21 protein-coding genes are annotated in these 26,075 nt (G+C 57.7%); 4 read left to right on the forward strand and 17 right to left on the reverse strand.

Going from position 1 to position 26,075, the window contains the following annotated elements:
* Positions 1 to 47: 47 nt before the first annotated feature.
* From deoC to RT657_RS13960, 10 genes are all read right to left on the reverse strand, one after another.
* A complete protein-coding gene (gene deoC, locus RT657_RS13915) occupies positions 48 to 827 on the reverse strand; it encodes a deoxyribose-phosphate aldolase (RefSeq protein ID WP_313655158.1) in 780 nt (259 codons plus the stop codon).
* A 243-nt stretch (positions 828 to 1,070) separates the two neighbouring features.
* Positions 1,071 to 1,868, reverse strand: coding sequence for a TatD family hydrolase (locus tag RT657_RS13920; protein WP_313655160.1), 798 nt, complete (start codon positions 1,866 to 1,868; stop codon positions 1,071 to 1,073).
* Entirely contained in the window at positions 1,865 to 2,917 is a 1,053-nt protein-coding gene (locus RT657_RS13925) for a patatin family protein (protein WP_313655161.1), read from the reverse strand. The genes RT657_RS13920 and RT657_RS13925 overlap by 4 nt, the downstream gene beginning before the upstream one ends.
* A gap of 218 nt (positions 2,918 to 3,135) precedes the next feature.
* Positions 3,136 to 3,297, reverse strand: a complete 162-nt coding sequence (locus RT657_RS13930) for a DUF1328 domain-containing protein (RefSeq protein WP_003848537.1) — start codon at positions 3,295 to 3,297, stop codon at positions 3,136 to 3,138.
* A 98-nt stretch (positions 3,298 to 3,395) separates the two neighbouring features.
* Positions 3,396 to 4,010 carry a molecular chaperone OsmY gene (osmY, locus tag RT657_RS13935; protein ID WP_313655162.1) on the reverse strand — a complete coding sequence of 205 codons (615 nt, stop codon included), beginning with the start codon at positions 4,008 to 4,010 and terminating at the stop codon, positions 3,396 to 3,398.
* A gap of 260 nt (positions 4,011 to 4,270) precedes the next feature.
* The gene (prfC, locus tag RT657_RS13940) at positions 4,271 to 5,857 is read right to left on the reverse strand and encodes a peptide chain release factor 3 (protein WP_313655163.1); all 1,587 of its coding nucleotides are present in this window, start codon (positions 5,855 to 5,857) and stop codon (positions 4,271 to 4,273) included.
* Positions 5,858 to 6,145: 288 nt separating this feature from the next.
* Entirely contained in the window at positions 6,146 to 7,249 is a 1,104-nt protein-coding gene (locus RT657_RS13945) for a M20 peptidase aminoacylase family protein (protein ID WP_313655165.1), read from the reverse strand.
* A 4-nt stretch (positions 7,250 to 7,253) separates the two neighbouring features.
* On the reverse strand, positions 7,254 to 7,730 hold the full coding sequence (locus RT657_RS13950; RefSeq protein ID WP_313655166.1) for a YjiG family protein: 477 nt from the start codon (positions 7,728 to 7,730) through the stop codon (positions 7,254 to 7,256).
* Positions 7,720 to 8,391, reverse strand: coding sequence for a nucleoside recognition domain-containing protein (locus RT657_RS13955; protein WP_313655167.1), 672 nt, complete (start codon positions 8,389 to 8,391; stop codon positions 7,720 to 7,722). Before RT657_RS13955 ends, RT657_RS13950 begins: the two co-directional genes overlap by 11 nt.
* A 190-nt stretch (positions 8,392 to 8,581) precedes the next feature.
* Positions 8,582 to 8,716 (reverse strand): hypothetical protein, encoded by a 135-nt coding sequence (locus RT657_RS13960; protein WP_313655168.1) that lies wholly within the window; start codon positions 8,714 to 8,716, stop codon positions 8,582 to 8,584.
* A gap of 140 nt (positions 8,717 to 8,856) precedes the next feature.
* Here RT657_RS13960 and ftnA point away from each other — a divergent pair, with 140 nt between their 5' ends.
* On the forward strand, positions 8,857 to 9,363 hold the full coding sequence (ftnA, locus tag RT657_RS13965) for a non-heme ferritin (protein WP_313655169.1): 507 nt from the start codon (positions 8,857 to 8,859) through the stop codon (positions 9,361 to 9,363).
* 177 nt (positions 9,364 to 9,540) lie between these two features.
* On the opposite strand, the gene RT657_RS13970 is transcribed toward ftnA, so the two are convergent.
* Together RT657_RS13970 and RT657_RS13975 are read right to left on the reverse strand one after the other, a co-directional pair.
* Entirely contained in the window at positions 9,541 to 11,901 is a 2,361-nt protein-coding gene (locus RT657_RS13970) for a glycoside hydrolase family 31 protein (RefSeq protein WP_313655170.1), read from the reverse strand.
* Positions 11,902 to 11,911: 10 nt separating this feature from the next.
* Positions 11,912 to 13,222 carry an MFS transporter gene (locus tag RT657_RS13975; RefSeq protein WP_313655171.1) on the reverse strand — a complete coding sequence of 437 codons (1,311 nt, stop codon included), beginning with the start codon at positions 13,220 to 13,222 and terminating at the stop codon, positions 11,912 to 11,914.
* A 223-nt stretch (positions 13,223 to 13,445) separates the two neighbouring features.
* Between RT657_RS13975 and RT657_RS13980 the strand changes: the two genes are divergently transcribed.
* On the forward strand, positions 13,446 to 14,510 hold the full coding sequence (locus RT657_RS13980; protein WP_313655172.1) for a LacI family DNA-binding transcriptional regulator: 1,065 nt from the start codon (positions 13,446 to 13,448) through the stop codon (positions 14,508 to 14,510).
* On the opposite strand, the gene RT657_RS13985 is transcribed toward RT657_RS13980, so the two are convergent.
* Positions 14,507 to 17,356 (reverse strand): bifunctional diguanylate cyclase/phosphodiesterase, encoded by a 2,850-nt coding sequence (locus RT657_RS13985; RefSeq protein WP_313655173.1) that lies wholly within the window; start codon positions 17,354 to 17,356, stop codon positions 14,507 to 14,509. The genes RT657_RS13980 and RT657_RS13985 overlap by 4 nt on opposite strands.
* 270 nt (positions 17,357 to 17,626) lie before the next feature.
* Positions 17,627 to 18,238 (reverse strand): cupin domain-containing protein, encoded by a 612-nt coding sequence (locus tag RT657_RS13990; RefSeq protein ID WP_313655174.1) that lies wholly within the window; start codon positions 18,236 to 18,238, stop codon positions 17,627 to 17,629.
* Between the two features lie 331 nt (positions 18,239 to 18,569).
* On the opposite strand from RT657_RS13990, the gene RT657_RS13995 reads away from it, so the two are divergent.
* Complete coding sequence (locus tag RT657_RS13995; RefSeq protein WP_313655175.1) at positions 18,570 to 19,052, forward strand: YlaC family protein; 483 nt, start codon at positions 18,570 to 18,572, stop codon at positions 19,050 to 19,052.
* Here the strand turns inward: RT657_RS13995 and RT657_RS14000 are convergent.
* The 3 genes from RT657_RS14000 to RT657_RS14010 form a co-directional block, all read right to left on the reverse strand.
* Positions 19,049 to 20,452 carry a PLP-dependent aminotransferase family protein gene (locus tag RT657_RS14000; protein ID WP_313655177.1) on the reverse strand — a complete coding sequence of 468 codons (1,404 nt, stop codon included), beginning with the start codon at positions 20,450 to 20,452 and terminating at the stop codon, positions 19,049 to 19,051. The two genes, RT657_RS13995 and RT657_RS14000, sit on opposite strands and share 4 nt — an antisense overlap.
* 114 nt (positions 20,453 to 20,566) lie before the next feature.
* Positions 20,567 to 22,711, reverse strand: a complete 2,145-nt coding sequence (locus tag RT657_RS14005; RefSeq protein ID WP_313655178.1) for an EAL domain-containing protein — start codon at positions 22,709 to 22,711, stop codon at positions 20,567 to 20,569.
* A gap of 143 nt (positions 22,712 to 22,854) precedes the next feature.
* Positions 22,855 to 24,939, reverse strand: coding sequence for a bifunctional diguanylate cyclase/phosphodiesterase (locus RT657_RS14010; protein WP_313655179.1), 2,085 nt, complete (start codon positions 24,937 to 24,939; stop codon positions 22,855 to 22,857).
* Positions 24,940 to 25,483: 544 nt separating this feature from the next.
* On the opposite strand from RT657_RS14010, the gene RT657_RS14015 reads away from it, so the two are divergent.
* On the forward strand, positions 25,484 to 26,053 hold the full coding sequence (locus RT657_RS14015; RefSeq protein ID WP_313655180.1) for a spore coat protein U domain-containing protein: 570 nt from the start codon (positions 25,484 to 25,486) through the stop codon (positions 26,051 to 26,053).
* Positions 26,054 to 26,075: the final 22 nt, after the last annotated feature.

Below are 26,075 nucleotides of genomic sequence, written 5' to 3' on the forward strand. Positions count from 1 at the left end.
CAGGGAAAATAAAGTGAAGAAGAGGCGGTCGGCGACCGCCAGAGGGATCAGTAACCCGCTTTGCTGGTGTCGCTCTCGTGACCCAGGGTGTTAAGCAGGCTGGCCAGCAGGCTTGATGCGCCAAAGCGGAAATGGCGCGCATCGGCCCACTCTGCGCCCAGCGTCGAATCGGCCATCTGCAGGTAGATCGCGGCATCTTCGGCGGTGCGTACGCCGCCCGCCGGTTTGAAACCGACCTGCTGGCTGACGCCTTTATCACGGATCACGTTCATCATGATCTGCGCCACTTCTGGCGTAGCATTCACCGGCACTTTACCGGTAGAGGTTTTGATGAAGTCTGCACCCGCATCAATAGCAATTTCAGACGCCTGACGAATCAGCGCCTCCTCTTTCAGCTCACCGGTTTCGATGATCACTTTCAGCAGCACATCCGCTTCTGCACAGGCCGCTTTACAGGCTTTCACCAGCTCGAAACCGACCTGGCTGTTACCGGCGATCAGCGCACGGTACGGGAAGACCACATCTACCTCGTCAGCGCCATAGGCAATGGCGGCGCGGGTTTCTGCCAGCGCAATGTCAATGTCGTCATTGCCGTGCGGGAAGTTGGTCACGGTGGCAATGCGGATCTCCGGGGTGCCCTGCTCGCGCAGCGTTTTACGCGCAACCGGAATGAAACGCGGATAAATACAGATCGCGGCAGTATTACCCGCTGCGGATTTGGCCTGATGACACAGGGCGATCACTTTTGCGTCAGTGTCTTCTTCATTCAGCGTGGTCAAATCCATCAGTTTCAGGGCGCGCAGGGCAAGGTGTTTGATATCGGTCATGTGGTTCTCCAGAAAATCGGGATGCAACCCACCGGCTCGTCGGCGGAATGTTATAATAGTAACACTCCGGAGCGGTCTGATATGTGCCAGGAGTCACATAGGAATAAGAAGATAATGCAAAATTGCCCCATAAACTGTGACTGTAATCTCAGATAACAGGACCTGGTCGCCATTATACGCCAGCCGGCGCAATGTTACTATTATCACATTTACACCGGCTGAGGGATGCGCCGCCGGAAAGGATTAGTTTTGCAATGCAGGAAATACCGGATCGAGCTGAAACAGCCGCTGACTGTTCTGCCACAGCGCGTCGGCGATCTCTTCAGGTGACTCTTCGCGCAGGCTGCAGAGCGTCTGCCACACCTGACGCGCCCGCTCCGGGCGGTTAGGCTGACCCTGAAAGCCGTGCAGCGGCATATCCGGGGCGTCGGTCTCCAGCAGCAGCGACGCCAGTGGCAGCTGCGCCACGGTCTGACGGGTTTTGCTGGCGCGTTCATAGGTAATGGTGCCGCCGATGCCAATCGCATAACCCAGCTTAATAAAGGCCTGCGCCTGCTGCAGGCTGCCTGCAAAGCCGTGTACCACGCCCCGACGCGGCAGATCGTGACGGCGCAGCATCTGCGCCAGCTTGTCGTGCGTCCGGCGCGAATGCAGGATCACCGGCAGCGCGTAGCGTTTCGCCAGCCTGAGCTGCGCGTCCAGAAAGCGTTGCTGCTTATCAAACTGCGGATCGTCGCGATAGAGATCCAGTCCGATCTCGCCGATCGCCACCAGCTTACGCGGCCGCTGTTGCAGTAAGGTTTCCAGCTGATCGAGATGATCTTTCCGATGATGTTCAATCACGATGGGATGCAGCCCCAGTGCGGCGTAGAGCGGGGAATGCGCCGCGGCCAGATCGCAGACCCGCCCGAAGCGGCTGGCATCAATAGCCGGAATGATAATTTTCTCTACACCCGCCTCTGCCGCGCGAGACAGACTGGCGACGGCATCCCCTTCAAAAGGGGGAAAATCAAAGTGACAGTGCGTGTCGATAAATTTCATGCCAGCGATCCTTTGTTGTAATCCGCATCATTGTCCGCCAGCGACGGCGTGATAATCCGGCGGGTATCTGGCGCGTTGGCAACCGGCGCAGGCGGCGTCACGATGCGCGGCGGACTCAGCGGTTCCGCATCGCTCAGCCACTGACCCAGCGTAGCAATAAAGTAGCGTCCGCAGCGCCGTCCCAGATGATAATCCTGATTCAGCGAGGCAATCCGGCTACCCAGCGCACTGCTGGCCAGCACATGCGGGGGAAAGATCTCAATAATGCGCAAATCGTCCGGCGGATTTTCAATAAACTGCTGAATCTCACGATAGCTTTGCTCATGTTTATTGAGCACATTGATCATCGGCTGCAGCGCGCCAGTGCTGAGCCAGCGCTCCATACGCTTAAACCATTTTGGCGTATAGAACATCTGCGACGGCACGGTGCGGATGACTACGATGGTATCGGCTCCGCGACGCGCGGCTTCCCGCACCGGGATCGCATCGCTGATGCCGCCGTCAAGGTAGCTAATCCCCTCAAGGTCGACGCCCAAGCGATAAAAGCCCGGAATGGCGCTGGAGGCTTTGATCAGGTTCAGCCAGTTTTCGGCGGTGGGCGTGAAATAGCCCGGCGTGTAGTCGTCGCTGCGACAGGCACACATGTAGAATTCACGCCCGCTGGCAAAAGCCTGCTCAGCATGGTGCATCGCCAGCGGAAATTCACTGCGGGTGATGTCAATCAGCCAGTCGAGGTCGATCAGGTTGCCGCCCCGCACAAAGCGCAGCGGATCGAAAAAGAGTTTGCTGGTGGTATAGCGGGTGATGACACGTCGGGCATAGCCGGGCTGACCGCAGACATAGGCAGAGAGGTTTTGTGCACCCGCAGAAGTACCCAACAGCAGCTGAAAGGGGTTAAATCGGGCGCGCTGAAATTCATCAAGAACGCCAGCAGTGAAAATACCGCGCTGGCCACCGCCTTCACAGACGAGAGCGAGTTTTCGGGATTTAAAAGGCGTCAGCGCCAGAGGTTCAAGGGCGCCAGGCGTAACAGGAATGCGAATACCCACTGTGCAAACCTCTTAAAGGTTCCGGGTATGCTGAGGGATCATGCCGTCTGTAGCGGCAGCATTCCGGAGAACCAGTCATCTAATCCTTTAACCGGCAGGCCAGCAGGCTGGCTTGCCATTGCAGCGAGATGAAGGAATCCCTCTCTTCAGGTCACGCGCTGCAGATGACGGGTCTCCGCGCTATGCAACAGACTGCATTATACTGCAGGACTCATCGGCTAAAGCTTTTTACGGCCGGTAAACAGGCTGATGAGGAACAGAATAATACCGACAACGAAGACAACTTTAGCTGCCCATGCTGCTGTACCCGCTAAACCGCCGAAACCTAACGCTGCAGCAATCAGTGCGATGACCAGAAAAATAATGCCCCAACGAAACATAAGCCTCTCCTTACCCTATTTAAATTCGACCTGCTTATTTCATCCCCGGATGGGTCTCTTTTATTCGTGCAGCTGCCGAAACAGCCGCACGCCAGCCATTAAGATTTAACCGTCAGGTCATTCTTAACGCTTTTCACGCCTTCGATAGCCTTAGCGATGCTTTCTGCACGGTCTGACTGTGCCTGATTAGCAACATGCCCTGAAAGCTGAACCACACCGTCGGTAGTCTCAACTTTGACATTGCGCGACGGAACAATATCGTCTGCTAATAGCTTAGCCTTAATTTCGCTGGTCGTTGCGGCATCGCCCGCATAACCTTTCATTGAAGATGATTTGCTGTCTCTGACGTGTAGTTTGTCGCTGACGGATTTAACACCTTCGATTTTCTGCACCACAGCTACCGCTTTTTCAGCCTGTTCCTGTGAGGTGACGAAACCGCTTAAGGTCACGACGCCCTGATGCGTTTTTACCGAGATATCCGTGCTTTTAATTGCGTCGTCATCCACCAGTGCCGCTTTGGCTTTGGCGGTGATGCCGCTGTCGTCCATAAAACCATCGACTTTTTTCATAGAACTATCGATTTTCGAACCCGCGCTATCGGCTGTCTGTGACGCTTTCTGCGACATGGATTCATCAGCCAGTGCGCTGCCGCTGATCAGAGCTGAACCAATCATGGCGGCCATCAGGGTTTTAGCAATCTTAGTCTTGTTCATCGATATCTTCCTTCTATCAGTTAACTCACCCAAAAACTGTGGGCGAAACAGAGGCAATTAAGGCCGCTGCGTTACAGGACGTAAGGACAAGAGAAGTCTCTTCCGCCGTCCGATAAAATAATCATAGACGGCATTTTGCAACTTGCCTGGCTAACTGGTTGATCACACGTCAAAACAGAAGAAAAATCGTGTTTTTAGGAGGAGTCTGGGGCAGGAAAAACAGGGCCACTCCCGGCTGGAATGGCCCGTAAACAGCGCGATCAGTGCTCGCGCGTTTTGCGGAAACGGACGTCGGGATAACGTTCCTGCGTAATATTCAGATTCACCATGGTTGGCGCGATATAAGTCAAATTATCACCGCCATCAAGCGCCAGGTTAACTTCATTTTTACGCTGGAAGTCATCAAACTTTTTCGCATCGTCACACTCTACCCAGCGCGCCGTTGAGACGTTAATCGCTTCATAAATTGCTTCGACGTTATATTCGCTTTTCAGACGTGCCACGACCACGTCGAACTGCAGCACCCCGACGGCGCCTACGATCAGATCGTTGTTGTGCACCGGACGGAACACCTGCACGGCGCCCTCTTCCGACAGCTGAACCAGCCCTTTGAGCAGCTGTTTCTGCTTCAGCGGATCGCGCAGACGGATACGGCGGAACAGCTCTGGCGCGAAGTTCGGAATGCCAGTGAACTTCATGTTCTCACCCTGGGTAAAGGTGTCGCCAATCTGAATGGTGCCGTGGTTGTGCAGGCCGATGATGTCGCCAGGATAAGCTTCTTCAACGTGCGCACGGTCACCCGCCATAAAGGTCAGCGCGTCGGAAATCATCACATCTTTACCGGTGCGAACCTGACGCAGCTTCATCCCTTTTTCATATTTACCGGACACCACACGCATAAAGGCGACACGGTCACGGTGTTTCGGGTCCATATTCGCCTGGATCTTAAACACGAAGCCGGTGAACTTCTCTTCTTTCGCTTCCACCCGGCGGGTGTCGGTGTCGCGCGGCATCGGACGCGGCGCCCAGGAGACGAGGCCATCCAGCATGTGATCGACGCCAAAGTTACCCAGCGCGGTGCCGAAGAAGACCGGCGAGAGTTCACCACTCAGGAAGGCGTCCTGTTCGAACTCGTGCGAAGCGCCCTGAACCAGCTCCAGCTCTTCACGCAGCTGCGACGCCAGATCGTCGCCTACGGCGGCGTCGAGATCCGGGTTGTTCAGCCCCTTCACGATGCGCACATCCTGAATGGTATGGCCTTTACCACTCTGATAAAGATAGGTTTCATCTTTATAGAGGTGATAAACGCCCTTGAACAGCTTGCCACAGCCAATCGGCCAGGTAATGGGTGCACAGGCGATTTTCAGCTCGCTCTCGACCTCATCCAGCAGCTCCATCGGATCGCGGATATCACGGTCAAGTTTGTTCATGAAGGTCAGGATCGGCGTATCGCGCAGACGGGTAACTTCCATCAGCTTGCGGGTACGATCCTCAACCCCTTTCGCGGCATCGATCACCATCAGACAGCAGTCGACTGCCGTCAGGGTGCGGTAGGTATCTTCCGAGAAATCTTCGTGGCCCGGGGTGTCCAGCAGGTTCACCAGGCTGTCGCGATAGGGAAACTGCATGACCGAGGTGGTAATGGAGATACCACGCTGTTTCTCCATCTCCATCCAGTCTGACTTGGCGTGCTGGTTAGAGCCACGGCCTTTCACCGTACCGGCGGTCTGGATAGCCTGTCCGAACAGCAGCACTTTTTCGGTAATGGTGGTTTTACCGGCATCCGGGTGAGAAATGATCGCGAAGGTGCGGCGGCGAGCCACCTCTTCTAAAAAGGGATTAGACATGGAATTCTTCTCAATAGGCAGCGCACCTGCTGGCGCTGCTGATAAATCACGGTGGCCGGCAGAACCTTACCGGCGGGTAATCGGTGCCAGAGATCTTTCATCGTTGGCGGGTCAGCGCGACATTACATTGGCGTGAAGTCCGGTTACCTGGTCAGCTTTAAGGCGGCATAGCATACAATATTTTGCGCGCGCGGCCTACAGGGAGAGAAACGCGATTTCATCAGAGGCGGATCGGAAAACGGCGAGACGGCCGCAGCGCCGGACGGACCTGCGTCCGCCCGGCCATGGTTATCCCAGCACCTTTCTGACACAGGCTTTGAAGATCTGCACCCCGATCTCCAGCGAACTGAGGTCGAAACGCATTTCAGGATGATGCAGGCCCGGTGTCAGGTTGGTGCCCAGCCCCCAGAACCCCGCTTTGACGCCCGGTCGCGTTACCGGATAGTAAAAGAAGTCCTCACTGCCTGGCGTAGTCCGGGTCGGCAGCGCCCCCTCTTCACCCAGCACCTCGACAATGGCGGCGCGGATCACGGCAGTCGCCTCATCATCAATCTCAGCGGCGGGCATCTCTTTCAGCACGCGGACTTCCGCGCTGGCGCCCAGCGCCGCCACGCTGTGGGTGATGGCGCGCGTGACCTGCTCTTTCAGCAGCGTCATTGGTCCGTTCTCCTGCGAGCGCAGATCCCACACCACGCGGGCCTCATCCGGCACCGAGTTGGTGACGCCTGCATCGCAGAGGAAGCGGGTCGCTTTGACGCTCCAGGTCAGGCCAGGTGGCAGATGGATAGCATTAACGGCCTGCACCGCCTGCACGGCGGCATCCAGCGCATTGACGCCCAGATGTGGACGGGCCGCGTGCGCGGGCTGGCCCTTGATGGTGGCTTCCAGCGTGCTGCAGGCGGAGTAGAGCACGGCGGGCACCGCCTGGCCGACCACGCACTCTTCCAGCGGACGCAGATGAAACCCCAGAATCATCTCCACATCATCCAGTGCGCCGCCCTCGATCATTGACAGCGCCCCCGCGCCCAGCTCTTCAGCGGGCTGGAACAGAATCTTCAGCCGGCCACGTTTTACCGTGCCCTCGCGCAGCAGTGCCGCCGCCGCCGTCAGTACTACCGAAGCGTGCCCGTCGTGGCCGCAGGTATGACGCGCACAGGGCACACCGTCAATGATATGCCCCAGGGCATCCATATCCGCGCGCAGCGCCAGCACCGGCCCCGGCACACCGCTGTCGATCTCGGCCACAATGCCGGTGGTGTTGTTGATGTTGCGCGTCACTTTCAGACCCGCCTTCTCCAGCTGGTCTGCGATATAGGCCGAGGTTTTCACCTCCTGAAAACCCAGTTCCGGAATCTCGTGCAAATAGTGGTAATGCTCTAAAACCTCAGACACAGCGTTACTCCTGTATAAACAGACGCATAACAGACATTGCGATCAGCGCGTTGATGATGCTGACCAGCATCAGCAGCGGCCAGTATTTTTTGGGCACATCGGCCACGCCCAGCAGCCGCCCCATATATTGCAGCTGCGACCCCATGAGGAAGATTGCCGGAGCCAGAATGGTGACGTCGGCTCCCGTCAGCAGCCCTTTCGTCAGCAGGCTGACCGCGACGCCCGTGCCTGCCGATGACGACAGCCACGCTGTGAGCAGCACCGTGATCGCCTCACCCGGCAGGCCAAACAGCCCCATCACCGGCGCAAATACATGTCCGAGAAACTGCATAATCCCGAGCAGGTTCAGGACTTCGGCCAGCACATAAGCCATCACCACATTTGGCATCAGGTTATGGATGGCGATGTGAAATCCTTTGCGCGCGCCGGTAACAAACACATCGAACGGATTAGCGGCGGTCGTAGCGGGATTATTTTTCATCGGCGAAGTCCTTTTTATAGACACTGTTTAACACGGCGCGTGTTATTGCCGCACCGACAAATTTCAGTACGAACATGAGTAACAGCGGAATGATGATCGGCAGCGTCATTGAGGCAAACAGCGCGGAGCCGATGGCGAAATAGTTATTGATCAAGCCGGCACCGGAATATTGCCAGGCGCTCATCACCACCAGCTCTTTTTTACCGATCTGTTTCTGGTCGGCCATCTCTTTGGTTAAGGCCGCCCCCGCATCGGTACTTTGCAAATCGGTGATGAGTGCCAGACCGCATCGGCCCGGCAGCCCCATCAGCGGCTTCAGCAGCGGCGTCAGTAACCGGTGTGCTGCACGGATCGCACCATAGTGGGTGAAGATCTCCAGCACGCCCAGCGCCAGCATCACCGTGGGCGTCAGCGACAGGGCGAACAGGAAGCCCGCTTTGGCGCTGAGTCCGCCCGCGCCCAGAAAGGTATTGCTGGCGGGATCTTTCATAGTGCCAAAGCTGCCTCCCAGGGTGGTGAAGTCAAAGGCACCGAGCCAGGCAAGTCCCTCCACCTTATAAAACAGCCCTGAGAAAAACAGAATGGCAAAGATTAATGCGACATAACTGCCTTTAGTGGCTGCTATTTTCACCGGCGTTGCCACCAAATGTTCATCTGACATGATCTTCTCCTGTAAACCGGGTTAACTGCCTGTTTCCATTGCAGGCGGGTGTCTCTGAGGGAATACGTTTTCAAGCAGGATCTATGCCAGAGCCGCAGGATTAACCGTCGTGCTGGGGTACGGACGCGCTATTGCGCTTATCGCGTGGCGCGAGGATGTGCTGAGATCCCGTGGTTATCGAGCCAGGCCATCAGCCGACAGGGGATTTCACCGCCTGCTGCGCCCCCGTCATCGGCAGATGTCCGCCTGTCCGCACCATCATGGTGCTGATTTTTCTGGCTTTATGGCCTGGCAGCCCGCGAGGAAAAATGAGAATTGGTCGCATTCAATTTCCGAAATAATTCTATTTAAATCAAACAGATAAATTTTATCATTTTACGAAAAAGGCTTCACATCACTCACTTCTCTGATGCATAATTCACCGCTTCAACGCTGTATTTAACCTCTTCTTAAAAGGACCCGGCCATGCTGACTGCTGAAATGACTGGACGTTTAAACGACCAGCTAAACCTGGAATTTTTCTCTGCGAATCTTTATCTGCAAATGAGCGCCTGGTGCAGCGACAAAGGCTTCGAGGGCGCCGCTTCCTTCCTGAAAATGCATTCACGCGAAGAGATGCAGCACATGCAGCGTCTGTTCGACTACCTGAGCGACACAGGTGCAATGCCGGTGCTGGGCACCATTGCCGCACCACCGGTTGCGTTCACTTCGCTGAACGAAGTCCTGAAGCAGGCGCTGGAGCATGAACAGCTGATTACCCGTAAAATCAACGAGCTGGCCCATGCCGCCATGACCTCACAGGATTACTCCACCTTTAACTTCCTGCAGTGGTATGTTGCCGAGCAGCATGAAGAAGAGAAGCTGTTTAAAACCGTGCTGGATAAACTGGCGCTGGTCAGCAACAGCGGTAACGGCCTGTTCCTGGTCGATAAAGATCTGGGCCGCATGAGCACCGAGAACCACGCAGAGTAATGGTTATCGGGGCCGATTCAGACCGCTGACAATTCTCCAGGCAGGCCGCTGTTATCACGCAAAGTCGGCCGGAAACAGGCTCCGGCAGCCAGGCGAATCCGCTTTTACCGGCTGCCCCGTTCGGCCCCTTTCCGGGGCCGAACGCATTTTCATCCTGCAGTCATCCCGTTACCGCCTTTACAGCCGGTAACGCGCTGCTTTCTCGCCATTTACCCACAGCTCACGGTTTTCGCCCGCCGGAAGTAACAGCGCGATCTCACGCCAGGCCGGCTGGTAATCTCCGCGTTTCTCCACCGTCAGATCGATGCGGGTGGCGCTGCAGCTGAGCGTCCAGGTCAGCCACAGGGCATTCCCCTGCTGCCAGCCGTGGCTCTCGCCATCGTCATCAAAGGTTTCCCCGGTGGTAGTCACGCCTTCCGGGGCAGGCCAGATCTGCCACTGCCGCACCGTATCGCGACGCGCATCGGTGGTGGTTTCACACTCGCCCAGCGGGATCACCGCGCCCGCCCGCACCAGCAGCGGCAGTCGATCCAGCGGCGCATCCAGGGTGACCGTTTCGCCGCCCGCAAACGCCCTGCCACTGTGCCAGTCGTACCAGCCACCGTGATGACGAGGCAGATAAACCTCACGGCTGCGCGCGCCCTGCTCCACCACACTGGCCACCAGCAGGTCACGCCCCAGCATAAAGTCATCGCACTCCAGCCAGGTCTGCGGGTCCTGCTCATGATCGAGGAAGGTCGGCCGCAGCATCGGCTCATCTTCGGCGCTGGCCTGCCACGCCAGGGTGTAGAGATAAGGCATCAGGCGATAGCGCAGCCGGATCGCCTCGCGGATCATCGGCGTCACCTCCGGATACATCCAGGGCTCATTGACCGTGTGATCGTCATTCCAGGAGTGGATGGTAAAGCGCGGATGCATGACGCCGTTCTGGACCCAGCGCACAAACAGCTCGGCATCCGGCTTGTCGCCTGAAAAGCCGCCGACATCATGGCCAACGTTAAACAGCCCGGACAGGCTCATCCCCAGCCCCATACGGATGTTGTAGCGCAGCGTCTGCCAGCTGGTGCGATTGTCGCCGCTCCAGGTCTGCACATAGCGCTGCATCCCGGCACAGCCGGAGCGGGAGATCAGATAGGGTCGTTTGTGAGGCGCGAACTGCTGCTGCGCTTCCATCGAGGCACGCATCATCAGCAGCGGCATCACCGGCCGGATATGCTTGATGGCGATCGGCTGTCCAAACCCGTGACAGCGGGCTTCGCCATCCCAGACCTCATATTCGTTATTGTCATTCCAGGTGGAATCGATGCCCTTTTCCAGCAGCTGCTGAGTGATATTTTCCTGCCACCAGCGCACCGCCTGCGGATGGGTAAAATCGAGATGTGAACCTTCATCGTCCCAGAACACCGAACGTTCCGGGCGATCCTGCTCCGAGTCACGAATAAACAGCCCCTGTGCCGCCACCTCCTGATAGCGCGGATGATCCTGCAGCAGGCAGGGCTTAATGTTGGCCGCCAGCTTCATACCCGCGTCATGAAACGCGTCGCTCAGCGCATTGGGATTCGGGACTTTGTCGTAGTTCCAGTTGAAAACGTAACGCTTGTTGTTAATCGAGGTATAACCCGACGAGAGCTGGAACGAGTCGCAGGGGATTTCATGCTCGCGGCACAGCCGGATAAAAGATTGCAGCTGCTGCTGTGCGTCAGGCGCATCGGTGTAATGCATGGTAGAGCCGCTATAGCCCAGGCTCCATTTCGGCTGAAACAGGGTGCGTCCGGTCAGGCGCACAAAGGCTTTAGTGACATCGAGCAGGGTCGGGCCGAGCATCATGTAGTAGTCGAGATCGCCCGCCTCAGCGCGGTAGCGGCGATAAGGCAGATGATAGTTATCCAGCTCATTGCCCAGATCGAGCCAGCTGCTGCTGAGGTTGTCATAGAACAGGCCAAAGCTGACCCCATCGCGCTGTGTCAGGGTAAACGGAATATGTTTATAAAGCGGATCGGTCGTGGCAGCGTTGTAGCCCATGGCGTCGAGATTACGCATTTCAAAGCGCCGGTTAGCCCGGTTCAGGTCGCCACTCTTTTCGCCCAGACCGTAAACCCGATCCTGCGGCTGACGCCGCTGATAGTGCTCAACCCCGTCGCCATGCGCATTGAGCAGATAGGCGCCGGTATGGCGATCCGCCGTCAGCGGCTGCCACTCCTCGCCGTCGAACTGCTCCCAGCTCAGGCAGAGTGGCTGATGCACCGTCACCCGCAGCTGTTGCGTGCTGATACGCAGCTGCTGCGCATCGTGCTCCAGCTGAAAGGCGGGCAGCGTGAAGCCATCCAGCGCCTCGCGATCGCGTCCCTCCCAGGGCACATCCCCCACCGGCGCGATACTCCAGGTACGGTTCAGCGCCAGCTCGCCGTCGCGCTTCAGCAGCACACGCATCAGCTTATCTTCCAGCACATACAGCCGCAGGAAGTGACGATCTTCCACCTTAAGCTCAACAAAGTGATCGGCGTGCTGGTGCAGCGTCCAGATCTTCAGCGTTTTCATCGCGGTATCCTTACAGGTTAGCAGGGCGCTGGCGGCGTTCGGCGATCAGCATCACCAGGAAAACAGCACCAATCAGGTCAAAGAAACCCATCGCCACAAACAGGGGGTTAAAACCGATGGTATCGGCGGTAACACCGATAATCAGCGAGAAGATAAAGCTGGCGATCCAGGCGCAGGAGCCGCGCATCCCATTGACCGTGGCCATCTGGCGGCGATCAAACCGCTCTACCACCAGCGCACTCAGCATGCAGGAGATCACCTGATGCCCGAAACCACCGACAGAGATCAGGGCGATCGCCAGCCAGGGATCTTTTACCAGCGTCATCAGCGCCAGTGAAACCATCAGCAGCGCGCCGGTCACGGAGCTGGCGACGATAGAGTTCACGCGGGTCATGCCGAAGCAGCGCACATAGAGTCGGGTCAGATAGCCGCTGGCGACGCTGCCGAGATCGGCGGCCAGAAACGGCAGCCAGGCGAACATCACGATCTGTTTGAGATCCATGCCGCGCTCATTGGCAAGATAGAGCGGCACCCAGAAGCTCAGCACCGCCCAGGCCGGTTCGGCGAGAAAGGCCGGGATCGCGATGCCATAGAATTTCTTCTCTTTACCAATCACTTTCAGCGCGGTGAAGAACGGCAGCTTTTCGCCAACCGCCTCATTGTCCTGATTAATAAAATCGCGCTCTTCGGCGGAAAGACGCGGATGATTCTGTGGCGCGTGATACCCCCACCACCAGAGTCCGACCCACAGCAGCCCCAGCCCGCCGGTCAGCAGGAAGGCACCCTGCCAGCCAAAGGTAATGTGCGCGACATAGATAATCGGTGGCGCCAGCATCGCCCCAATCGAAAAGCCGACACCCGCCCAGCCTGCCGCCACCGGCCGCTCCTTTTTAGGAAACCAGTCGCCGATGGCTTTGGCGTTAGCCGGGGTTGCCGCTGCTTCCGACGCACCCATCACAAAACGCAGCAGGGCCAGATGCAGCCAGCTTCCTGCCCCCGCGTGCAGCAGACAGGTCACCGACCAGACCAGTGCACAGATCAGAAAACCCATCTTCAGACCGATCACGTCGATCAGCCAGCCGCACACCGGCTGAAAAAGGGTGTAGGCCAGCTGGAATGCCGCGACCACCCAGGAGTATTGCTCGGTGGTCATGTTCAGGCTGGTTTTCAGCTCCGGTGCCAGAATACCGAGTGAGTTGCGGGTGATGTAGTTAACGGTTACCCCCAGCAGAAACATCCCCAGCATCCACCAGCGTAAATTTTTGATCACGCGCACCGTGCGCGAAGCACTAATGGGTTTGGTTGTTGATTCGAGGCTCATCGTGCCACTCCTTATTGCCATTAATTACGCACACCGCCTGCTGGCGTACCGCGTGTCCTTTTTTTGAACTTAAAAAAGTGTGAAACGCGGGTACAGCCTCTTTTTTGCAACGCTTTTCATGGCAGGCTGAATGGGGGCGAAAAATGGCCTCCCGGCCCTAATCTGAAGCGATTTAGCAGCTCATGAAAAATTTTTCACTGACAGATTTGAAGGCGATCACAGAATGAAACAAAGGCTGAAAATCAGCGAAATTGCGGCTCTGAGCGGGGTCTCTATCAGTACGGTATCGCGCGTGCTGGCGGGCAAAGCCAATACCCGACCCGCCACGCGCGACAAGGTGCTGGCCGTGGCGCAGCAGCAGGGCGTACTGAATAATCTGCACAGCGGTCGCCTGCTGCTGAATGACCTGATGGTGTTTGCGCCACCTCGCGCGTTTGACGTGCGCAGCGACATCTTTTACTACAAGGTGATTCAGGGGATCAGTCAGGCCGTAGAGCCGCATGAGGTGCGGCTGCGCTTCTGTCCACTGGAGGAGGTCGAAAGTGATGCCACGCTGTTTATTGATAAAATGCAGCAGACCGAAGCGGCCATTCTGATCGGCATTGACGATGAGCATATCCATCAGCTGGCGGCGGAGATGCACAAACCCTGCGTGCTGATTAATGCCCGCGACCGCCGTATGCGTCTGCCGTCAGTCTCCCCTCATCATCAGCTGATTGGCGAGTTTTCCGCGCGCTACCTGTTTGAGCAGGGCCACCGGCAGATTCTGTCGCTGCACTGCCTGCGCCGCTATACTATGGAGCAGCGACTGCAGGGGGTACGTGACGCCTGGCACGCGATGAATCTGCGCTTTGACAGTCGCCAGCATCTGCTGACCCTGAACAGCTTCAGCAGCCATGAGGCGGCAGAACGCCTCGGTGACTATCTGCGCCACTGCCCGGACACGCTGCGCCCCACCGCGATCCTCGCCAGCGGTGACTACATTGCTGCCGGGGCGGTGAGTGCGCTGCAGCAGGCCGGGCTGCGGGTACCGCAGGCTATTTCAGTGATGAGCATGGATGGTTTTAACCTTGCGACCATCCACGATATTCCGCTGACCTCGGTGCAGGTGCCACGGGATGAGCTGGGAGCGGCCGCCGTGAAGCTGCTGCAGGAGATGCGGCTGAATCCCGGCACGCCCACGGGCAGCCTGCTGCTGAATGGCAGGCTGGTGGTGCGCGACTCGGTGCGCCGCATCCGGGACAATCTCAGCCATGCGCCGGTGCAACAGCATGGCCTTTACGATTAATCCAGCGTTTTAAGCCGCAGTTCCGACGGCTGAGGGCGGCCGAACAGGAAGCCCTGAAACAGGGTGCATCCCTCGTCACGCAGCCGTGCGAACTGCTCATCGCTCTCCACCCCTTCAGCGGTGATCTGGATATCCAGACTGCGGCTCATGCCGGTAATGGCGCGTATAATCGCCAGCGCCTCGCGGCTGTCGCCCATGTCATTAATAAATGACTTGTCGATTTTGATTTTGTCGAACGGAAAGGAACGCAGGTAGCTCAGCGATGAATAGCCGGTGCCGAAGTCATCCAGCGCGATCTGCACGCCCAGCGCCTTGAGATTCTGCAGGGTGCGGATATTGCCCAGCGAATCATCCAGCAGCACCGATTCGGTGATCTCCACTTCCAGCCGCGCCGGATCCAGCCCCGACTCTTTTAGCGCGCCTTCGACCACCGATACCAGCGAGCTGTTTTTAAACTGCAGCGGTGAGAGGTTGACCGAGACCGACTGTTCCCCTTCCCAGCTCGCCGCTTCCCGGCAGGCTTCGTAAAGTGCGAAGGCGCCCAGCATGTGAATCAGGCCGGTCTCTTCGGCAATGGGGATAAAGTCGTTGGGCATGATCAGACCCCGAATCGGATGGTGCCAGCGCATCAGCGCCTCATAGCCCATAATGGTGTGATGATCGCCATTGGTGATCGGCTGATAGTAGAGCCGCAGATGACCACCGCTGATGGCATCACGCAGATCATTCTCAATCAGCCGGCGGCTGCGCGCCATGTCATCCATCTCCAGCGTAAAGTGCTCATAGCGGTTGCGGCCCCTGCGTTTGGCTTCATACAGCGCCATGTCCGCACAGCGCAGCAGCTGCTCCGGTGTATTGGTCAGGGTGGTGCTGAGCGCAATGCCGACGCTCAACCCGACCGACAGATTATGACCTTCAATATTAACCGGTGGCCGAATCGCCTCGATCAGGCGCTGCGCGACGATGCTCGCCTCGTCACTGCTGGCGATTGACGGCAGCACAATAGCGAACTCATCGCCACCGATACGCGCCAGCGTATCCTGGTCGCGCAGGGTGCTGCGCAGCCGTTTTGCCACGCTGCGCAACAGCTCGTCGCCGATCTGGTGACCCAGCGCATCGTTAACATTTTTAAAGTGGTCGAGGTCAAGGCAGAGCGCCGCACTCTGCTGCTTTGTCTGACCGGCAGTGCGCAGGGCTTCGCTCAACCGCTGACGGAACAGAATGCGGTTAGGCAGGCTGGTCAGATTGTCGTGATGGGCCATGTGATGAATACGGGCATCGGCGGCCCGCTGATCGGTGACGTCCTCCACCAGCAGCATCAGGTAGTTACGACGCGCATCCTGCCCGGCAATCGCCTTCGCGCGGGTGTGCAGGATACGTTCGCCGCTGGCGGTCATCAGCAGCTGCTCGCGTTCATGAACGCCCTCACTGCGCAGCGCAACGTCGGCCAGATTGTTAAAATAGTCACTGAGTTCAGGCGACATGCATTCGTGCGGGCGCTTGTTGACGATTAGCGCTTTCGACAGGCCGAACAGCTGCTGCGTGCGATTATTCACCAGCAGGATCTCGCGGGTGATCGCATCCTCCACAATGACGCAGGAGGGAATGTTGGCGATGATGTTATCCAGAAAACGGGAGAGCGCCGTTTTCTGTGTGCTCTGCGCTTCCGCCAGATCGCGGGCGCGCAGGATCTGCTGCTCCTGCTCACGGCGTTCCGTACGATCGCGGGTAATCTTAGCAAAACCGATCAGTTTGCCTTCATCGTCGTGGATGGCATCGATCACTACATGTGCCCAGAAGGCACTGCCATCTTTGCAGTAACGCCAGCCCTCATCTTCAAAACGTCCGGTTTTGAGCGCGATGCCGAGGTTCGCTTCCGGTGTTCTGTTGAGCCGCTCCTGCGCACTGTAAAACAGCGAAAAGTGTTGCCCCACCACCTCGTCCGCGCTGTACCCTTTGGCACGCTGCGCACCGGCATTCCAGTTCACCACTATCCCGTCGATATCCAGCATGTAGATGGCGTAGTCGGTGACACCCTCTACCAGCAGACGGAAACGCTGCTCCTGCTGCCGCTGCTCATTGCGGACGCGCTGCTGCTCTGTGCAGTCACGGGTGATTTTGGCGTAGCCCAGCAGTTTGCCCTGATCGTCACGGATCGCATCGATCACGACGTGCGCCCAGAAGGCGCTGCCATCTTTACGGTAGCGCCAGCCTTCATCTTCGAAACGGCCGGTGCGGAATGCGGTCTGCAGGTTCTGGTCGGGAATATGATTCAGGCGATCCTGTGCGCTGTAGAATCGGGAAAAGTGCTGGCCGACGATCTCTTCCGCCACATAGCCTTTGGCGCGCTGCGCGCCGGCATTCCAGTTCACTACGTTGCCGTCATGATCGAGCATGTAGATGGCGTAATCAGTGACGCCCTCGACCAGCAGCCGGAAGCGCATCTCCTGCTCACGCTCCTTGCGCTGCTGCTCCTGCTGCCGGGTGCAGTCCCGACAGACCAGAGAAAAGCCCAGCAGATGCCCCGCCTCGTCGCGGATCGGATAGATCATCACCTCGGCCCAGAAGGCGCTGCCATCTTTACGGCAGCGCCAGCCTGCGCTTTCAGCACGTCCGGTGCTGACCGCCATGCCGAGATCCCGCTGCGGATGACCGCGACGACGATCCTCTTCGCTGTAGAACAGGGCGACGGGCTGACCGATGATTTCGTCAGGCTGGTAACCCAGAACCTGCTGACCGCCATCGTTCCAGCTGGCGACCGTTCCGTCCGGTTTAAGCATGGTGATCGCGTAGTCGATCACACTGTGTACCAGCATGCGATACATGACATCTGAGTGATTATCCATTATTAATTGCCTGCTACTCGGAAGCCGGATGAGGGCCTGAAATTCTGTTAATACGTTCGCCGGGACTAAAACGAAAAAGGTCTGCAAAGACAAGCGTATTAAGAAAAATAGTGAGTCTTAACAGAGGGGTTATCGGCAGCGGCGAGCAAATATTCAATGGTGCCATAGCGGGAAGGCGAGCAGACAATGCATTGCAGTGCCAGGTTCCGGCCGCCAGAAAAAAGCGCGAGACAGGCTCGCGCTCTTTGATTTCTGCGGAATAGCGGACGTCTAGAAATCGGTCTGCTGCTGCAAATGCATCGCCGCAATCGGCTGCCAGATCTCCGTCAATGCGCCCGATTTGCCGGTAAAGGGGTCCTGGGTGGGCAGAGGCACGTTTTTCACCTGCTCCTGCGATCGCTGCAACAGCGCGGGCTCATCACGAAGTGTCTCGGGTGACATACCACGGGGATAGGCCCCCACCACCATAAAATCTTCACTGGCGCTGACCTGCCGGTGGCCGACACCCGCCGGGATCACTACCGCATCCCCGGCGCGCAGCGTCACCATCCGGCCCGCTTCCCCGCCGAACAGCACTTCCGCCCAGCCTTCCGCCACGCCCAGCAGCTCATGGGTATTGGGATGGTAGTGGGTATAGGGATAGATGGGATAGCGCCAGGCCGGCGGCCAGCCGTTCTCTTCAAAGGTTTTCTCAAACCAGACAGCAATCTCTTCATCTTCCGGCACCACGCGCGGCCAGATGATCAGCGGTAACGGATTGTTGGGCACGCCGCCTGACGGGCTGGCAAGCATCAGGTGCTGCGGATTATCAGAGGCCCCGGCCGAGAAGGTTCCTGCGGCAAAAGACATCATTAATAACAGACTGGAGGATGGGGCTCGCATACAGGTTCTCCGGTTTTTTTCTCAGTGTGGCAAACCCTGGCCACAAAGCAATGTGCGCCAGCCTGCAGAATGACGATAATTAACTGATACGGCTAACTAAAGCCAAATGCGTCGCAATCTGTAGGGCCAGCCCCTGCCTGGATGGCGGCGGAGAGCGGTTTTTACTGCGCTAAAGTGTTGCAAATTGTCAGTTCGCCGGGGAAGCTGGTTCTGTCCGCGCGTGGACAGTCAGTTACCCCTTTAACTGTTATATAAAAAATGCACCGATCTGTTTCTGATGTGCTTGACTGTTATCTGTTGTAATAGCTAACAGATGACAGTGAGGTAACTAATGGACGCTATTAAACAAATCCTGATCGACGAGATCGCCACACTTAACCGTGAAGAACGTCGCGACAACCTGCCGCGCTTCAGCCTCTCGTTTCTGAAAAATCATCCCGGTCTCTGGGCCGTCATGTACCTCTGCTACGGCCTGTGCGTGGCGCTGATTTTCACCACCGAAATGCTGGGCTGGCCTGCCTTCTGGTTTGCTACCGTGTTTGTGCTGGTGATGAGCCTGCTGATGCTGCTGGATATCAACCCGAAATATCGCTTTGAAGATATCGATGCGCTCGACCTGCGCGTCTGCTACAACGGCGAATGGTATTACGTGCAGCCGGTGCGTGAGCAGGCCATCACGCGCATCCTTGCCCTGCCCGATACGCCGGAGCGGGTGAAAAGCGGCATCCAGCGTCTGCTGACGCAAAAAGGGGAAGTGGATTTCTACGATGTCTACTACCTGACCTGGGGCCACCAGCAGGCGGCGACCGTTTAATCCGCCAGCCCTTCCGCCATCAGCTGCCCCAGCGTTTCGATTGCCGCCTCGGCCCGACTATCCCACGGCCAGGCGGTGTTCAGCCTGAAGCAGTGACCGAACTGCTCGCCTGCCGAAAATAACTGCCCCGGTGCGATACTGATCCCCTGCGCCAGCGCCTGCTGGTAGAGCCGGGTGGTATCAATAGGTTCCGGCAGGGTAACCCAGAGAAAATAGCCGCCGCGGGCTTCACTCACCGTGGCCTGCAGCGGCAGCACCTTCAGTAACGCCTGACGCACCATCTGCTGTCGCTTCGACAGAATCTGCCGCAACCGCTTCAGGTGGGTGTCATAACGCCGGGTGGCGAGAAAATCAGCCAGCGCCAGCTGCATTGGCGCACTGGTTGAGAGCGTACTCATCAGTTGCAGCCGCTGGATCCGCTGCGCATGCTGGCCTGCAGCGACCCAGCCCACGCGGAACCCCGCTACCAGCGATTTCGAGAATGACCCGCAGTGCAGCACGTTTCCCTGACGATCCCAGGCTTTGGCGGGCAGCGGCGGAACGTCTCCGGCCCAGAGTTCGGCATACACATCGTCTTCGATCATTGGCACCTGATACCGTGCCAGCAGCGCCACCAGCTGCTGCTTGCGCTCCGGCGTCAGGGTGACGCTGAGCGGGTTCTGCAGCGTCGTCATCAGCCAGCAGGCTTTTACCGGCCAGCGCTGCAGGGCCTCCTCCAGCTGCACCAGATCGATACCCTGCTTAGCATCCACCGGGATCGCCAGCGCCTTGAGCCTGAGCCGCTCAATTGCCTGCAGCGCCCCATAAAAGCCCGGCTGTTCGATCACCACATAGTCGCCCGGCTCCGTCAGGGATTGCAGGCTGAGGTTCAGCGCCTCCAGCGCCCCACTGGTGATCACAATTTCATCCGGCGACAGAGTGATGCCCTGCCGCGCGTAGCGCTGTGCCAGCAGCTGACGCAGCGTGGCGTTGCCAGGCGGCAGATTGTGCAGCGCATCGGTGGGGGTCAGATGATGTGAAACGTTCGCCAGTGAACGCATCAGCTGGCGCTGTGGAAAGAGCGCGGGATCGGGAAAGGCGGAGCCAAACGGCACGATAGCGGGATCGCGCGTTGCCTGGAGCACATCAAATACGAAGTCGTTGATGTCGACCTGTTCGCTGATCGCAACGCTCAGCGGGGCGGGTGCCAGCGCGCGCGGAGCCACGTAATAGCCCGACTGAGGACGGGAGACAATCCAGCCCTGACTCTCCAGCAACTCATAGGCATGCAGCACCGTCATCAGGCTGACGCCCTGCTGCGCCACCTGCTGACGCAGCGACGGCAGCCGGGTGCCCGGCAACCAGATACCCGCCTCTATCTGTTGCTGAATCTCATCCATCAATCGCTGGTATTTTGCCACGGGTGACCTCTCCTTGTTTAACCGCCAGACTTTACCACGCACAGCGATCAATGGCAGGCGCTGCGCGTCGCTGATCGGCCAGACACAGAGGATACCAGCCTGTTCAGAGGCGCGTCAGAGGGCGGCAACCTCCGCGGTCAGCGGCCGACAGGTGTCTGAACAGCTGCTTTCGGTGGCAGCCGCCTCTTCGATCGCTCCCGCTACAAAGTTTGCCATTTCCGACACCCGCTCCGGTGGCATCGGCCTGCCCAGCAGATAGCCCTGCAACATATTGCAGCCCAGACTGGTCAGAAAAGCCTGCTGCTCTGCGGTTTCCACGCCCTCGGCCACCACCTTCAGCTGCAGTGACTGCGCCAGTGCCACAATTGCCGCGACGATCGTAGCATCTTCTTTCTGATGCTGCAGTTCGCTGACAAACGCCCGGTCGATTTTGAGTTCGCTGGCCGGCAGCCGCTTCAGATAGAGCAGGCTGGAGTAGCCGGTGCCGAAGTCATCGATCGAGGCTTTGACGCCCAGCTGGGTCAGTTCGGTGAGAATTCGCACGCTCTCATCCGGATCGCGCATGGCGATGGTTTCCGTGACCTCCAGCGTCAGTTGTTCGGCCGGGATCTGATGCTTTGTCAGCGCCTCTATCACGGTTTCCACCAGATTCGCCTGCTCAAACTGCAGCGCCGACAGGTTTACCGCGACCGTCCAGTCCGGATGGTCCTGGAGATGCCACTGCCGTAGCTGGCGACAGGCTTCGTGAATCACCCAGTTACCGATGCTGATAATCATGCCGGTCTTTTCCGCCATCGGCAGGAACTTATCGGGCGACAGCAGGCCGTGATGCGGATGCTGCCAGCGCAGCAGCGCCTCAAAACCAAGAATCGGGCCGCGCGGGGCGCAGTATTTAGGCTGATAGAAGAGCCGCAGCTCGTCGTTTTCCAGTGCCTGCCGGAGATCGTTGTTGAGCTGAAGCTGGCTCTGCGCCTGGAGGTTCATTGAGGGCTGGAAGAAGGTATAGCCATTGCGGCCACTGTTTTTAGTGTGATACATCGCCGCATCGGCGTTAAACATCAGCTCACGCTCATCCACCCCATCACCGGGATAGACCGCGATGCCAATACTCAGTGATACCACCAGCTCATAGCGTGAGATATCGAACGGGCAGTCTACCGCTTTGACCAGTTTGTCGGCGATGGCCGCCGCATCGTTGGGCTCCCCAATCTCCGCCAGCAGCACAAACTCATCGCCGCCCAGCCGCGCCAGTGTGTAGTAGCCGGTCATCTGCTGACTCATCCGCTCGGTCACACCCACCAGCAGGTTGTCGCCAATATGGTGGCCGAAGGCATCGTTTACCGCCTTAAACCCGTCGAGATCCATAAACATCAGCGCAAACTGCGTCTTTTCGCGGTTCGCTTTGTTGATCGCCTGCTCCAGCCGATCTTCCAGCAGGATGCGGTTAGGCAGCCGGGTCAGGTTATCGTGCAGCGCCAGTTGTGCCAGCTCGCGGTTGGCTTCCGCCAGCGAACTGGCGAGCAGCGAGGTGCGTGTCTGAAGTCGCGCATCCAGCATTGACACCAGCAGCGTGATGCCCAGGATAGAAAGCGTCACGACCGTGACCAGAATGGCCAGCCAGTCGCTGTTGACCCCCTGCCCGACCGCATGACTGTGAACAGGAAACTCTGCCGCCACCATGCCGGTATAGTGCATCCCCGCAATCGCGCATCCCATGACGATTGATGCGCCGATACGCAGCACGGTGGTCCGGCTGGTTCCGCCCTCCCGCAGGTTAAATGCCAGCCACAGCGCCGCGCCGGAGGCGACCAGGGCGATGACCACTGACAACGCCACCCAGCCCCATTTCCAGACGATACCCGGAGTAAACATCAGGGCTGCCATGCCCGTGTAGTGCATCGCCACCACGCCGCTGCCGAGGATAAATGCTCCGCCCATCAGCCGCTGCAGAGGTAAATCGCCACTGCAGACCAGCCATAGCGCAAAGATCGATGCGCACACCGCGATAGCCGCCGATAACGCCGTGAGTGCAGCGTTATAGCTCATGACCATCTCCATGTTCATCGATAGCATGCCGATAAAATGCATTGCCCAGATGCCAATCCCCATGGAAAAACCGCCGCCAAACAGCCAGACCAGGGCAACGTTGCCGGTTGAATGCACCACGCGGCCTGCCATGTCTAAGGCAGTAAACGAAGCCAGCATCGCGACAAGAACCGAGACGATGACAATAAACGAGTCGTAGGAGGTTTCTAACATTGTGCATTCCCGGGTAAAGCCGTGTCTGGCGTTGAACAGAGATTTTATGACTATTTTGAATTTATCGGCGCGGTCCGGCGGCTGATGAGCCGTTAACGCTGCCGGATCGCCACACATTGTGAGAGCTGAAACCTATCATCCTTTCAGCCTGAAGCCGCTGGCATCGGGTGTTGCCGGGCCGCCAGGCTGAAAACTTCAACCCGGTCCGCTGGCGTCGGCTTGCCCAGCAGATAGCCCTGTAATGCATCAAAGCCCAGGCTGGTAAGTAAATGCTGCTGCTCTTCTGTCTCAACGCCTTCTGCCACCATCCGCAGGTTGAGGCTCTGCGCCAAAGTCAGCATGGCACTGACCACCGTTGCATCTTCACTGCCGGGCCGCAGGCTGTTGATAAAGCTGCGATCGATCTTGAGTTCGCTGGCATCCAGATCTTTCAGATGCAGCAGATTGGCATAGCCGATGCCGAAATTATCGATCGCGATGCTGACGCCCGCCTGCTGCAGTTCCCGGATACGCTGCTGGCTGAAAACTGGGTCACGCATCGCAATGGCTTCCGTGATCTCCAGCATCAGTGCGCAGCCCGGCAACTGATAACGGGTCAGCGTCCGCGTCAGGGTGGCCAGCAGATCGCGCTGATGAAACTGCAAAGCCGAGAGATTAACCGAGACGGTCCATTCAGTATGCCCCTGGTTGTGCCAGATCCTGAGCTGACGGCAGGCTTCCTCAATCACCCAGTTACCGAGCGCCACAATCTGCCCGGTTTTTTCAGCTCGCGGCAGAAAAAGTTCAGGCGTGAGCAAGCCTCGCTGTGGGTGCTGCCAGCGCAGAAGCGCTTCAAATCCCATTAAGCGTGTGCCGCCAGAACGGAATTTTGGCTGATAAAACAGTCTCATCTGCTGGCGCTCCAGCGCCTCCCAAAGATCGTTGGTCAGTTCCAGCTGATGCTGCGTCGCGGCACTCATGGCCCGTTCAAACAGGCACCAGCCGTTTCGCCCGCTGTTTTTGGTGTGGTACATCGCGGCGTCGGCGTTAAACAGCAGCTCCTGCCGGTTGCGGCCGTGCAGAGGAAAGATCGCAATGCCCGCGCTGAGCGAAACGTGCAGGACATAGCGGTCAAATTCAAACGGCTTACCGATTACTTTTACCAGTCTCTGTGCCAGCTGACGGGCCGGACTGATATCGCATCTTTTCACCATCAGCACAAATTCATCGCCGCCCAGACGCGCCAGCAGCATCGTCTCGCTGAGCTGGCTGCGCAATCGTTCTGCGACTGCCAGCAGCAGCCGATCACCGACATGGTGGCCCCAGGTATCATTCACGGCTTTGAAGCCGTCGAGATCCATATAAATCACGGCAAAGCGAAAATCATTGAGCATCGCTTTTTTGATCACCCGATCGAGCTGCTGCTCCAGCATGACCCGATTAGGCAACGCGGTCAGGTTGTCATGCAGTGCCAGTTGCAACAGCTCCTTGTTTGCGAATCTGAGCCGTGCCGCCAGCCGCGTGGCGCGCATCTGTGCATCCAGCATTGAGCAGAGCAGCGTGATCCCCAGGATCGTCAGTGTAATCAGCGTCACCCATACCGCCAGTCCCGGATTACTGAGGCCCTGTGACTGCATCATACTGTGATGACTGAACGTCGCCGCCGCCATGCCTACATAGTGCATGCCGGCTATGGCGATCCCCATAACCAGCGATGCCAGCCCCCGCATCAGCAGGAGATGATGCTCACCTTTGCGCAGATGAAATGCCAGCCAGAGCGCCACGCCTGAGGCGACAAATGCAATCAGCACTGAAAGCACCACCAGCACGCTATTCCATTCAGGTCGTGGTTCAATCAGCAGTGCATACATGCCGAGATAGTGCATCGCCGCTACGCCCGCTCCCAGGATCAGGCTGCCGCGCAGCAGCCGGTGCCGGGTAAGATGCAGCCCGCCAACCGTCTGGCCAAAGGCCAGACAGGAGGCCAGAATCGCCACCAGCAACGACAGGGACGTGAGCCGGATGTCGTAGCGCATCGTCACAGGCATCATCATCGCCAGCATACCGATAAAGTGCATCGCCCAGATGCCGATGCCCATAGCAGAGCCCCCTGCCAGCAGCCAGAACCGGGCGCTCCAGCCACGGGAAACCGCCACGCGTCCGGCCGTATCCAGCGCAGTAAAAGAGGCAATAAAGGCCACGATCAGCGAAATGCTGACCAGAACGCCATCCCAGGTGACAGGCAACATAGGTAACTCCTCACCACCCGCAGAAAGCTGGTGCTGTGTGCAGTCTGATAAATCATTTAAAAAAACACCCAACGGGTGAAAGTGGTTAATTCCGGTATTTATCCCTTTTTTAGATCCGGCCAAACGTGCCCGCAGACGCAGGCGTTTAATAATCTGCATCTTATTACCCGCCAGCCATGCCGGCCGGTAAATCGTTATTTTGTCTGATTGGTTCAGGAACATATCACCGGAGCAGAAAGCATTCCAGAGGTCGAAAAAATCGGGTCATTCCGCTTTGCCGCTCCGCTTTGCGCCTTGCTGTTACTGGGTTATCGGCCAGGATGCGCATTAGATTAGAGAAAAATAAACGGCGGTGCTTCGCGTAACGCTTTAACTGATCTATAGTAAGTAAAACTGATATAAATCATCATCCTTAAGTCTAGGAATTTTCTTATAACAACAGCAGTAAGCACGCTGCTCTTTTTATTTCCTGTTTTTGCGCTGGAATTATTAATTTGCACCGGGTGAAAAAGCACTGAATCTCGATAATCCGTAAGGAAATATTATGAAACTCAAGCTTTTTCTTTTTGCTGCTGCTGGATTAACTGTCGCCTTTCCTGCCTTAACCCAGGCAGCGACGACCTCGGGAACGATCAATGCCACCCTGACGCTGACGACCGGTTGCCTGGTTAATGGCCAGTCCGCTACGGCGGGTGTTAACTTCGGTACACTGAACTTTGGCAGCAGCGCAGCCACCTTTGATACGCTGAACGCCACCCTTGTCGGGGCCGCCGGTAACGGTATTTTTGTGCGCTGCACGACGGGTCAGGACTACAATGTGGTGGTGACCAGCAGCAATGCGGCACCCGCCACCATCTATGGTACCGCCTCTGCCTCGCCACGCTATCTGTTGCTGGGATCGAACAATGCCCAGGGCATTGCCTATACCCTCTATAGTGACGCCTCCTTTACGACCGCGATCGCGAACAATACGCCAATCGCGGCCAGCGGCACCTCCGATCCGACGCTGGGCACAAACTATGCCATCTACGGCCGGGTCGTGGGCGGCGGTTTTAATCCGCTGATCCCTGCCGGTACCTACACCGATACAATCAACGTCGCCGTGAACTATTAACTGCCGCCGCAGGATACTCAGG

This window comes from Pantoea sp., assembly GCF_032114055.1.
Taxonomy (GTDB): domain Bacteria; phylum Pseudomonadota; class Gammaproteobacteria; order Enterobacterales; family Enterobacteriaceae; genus Pantoea.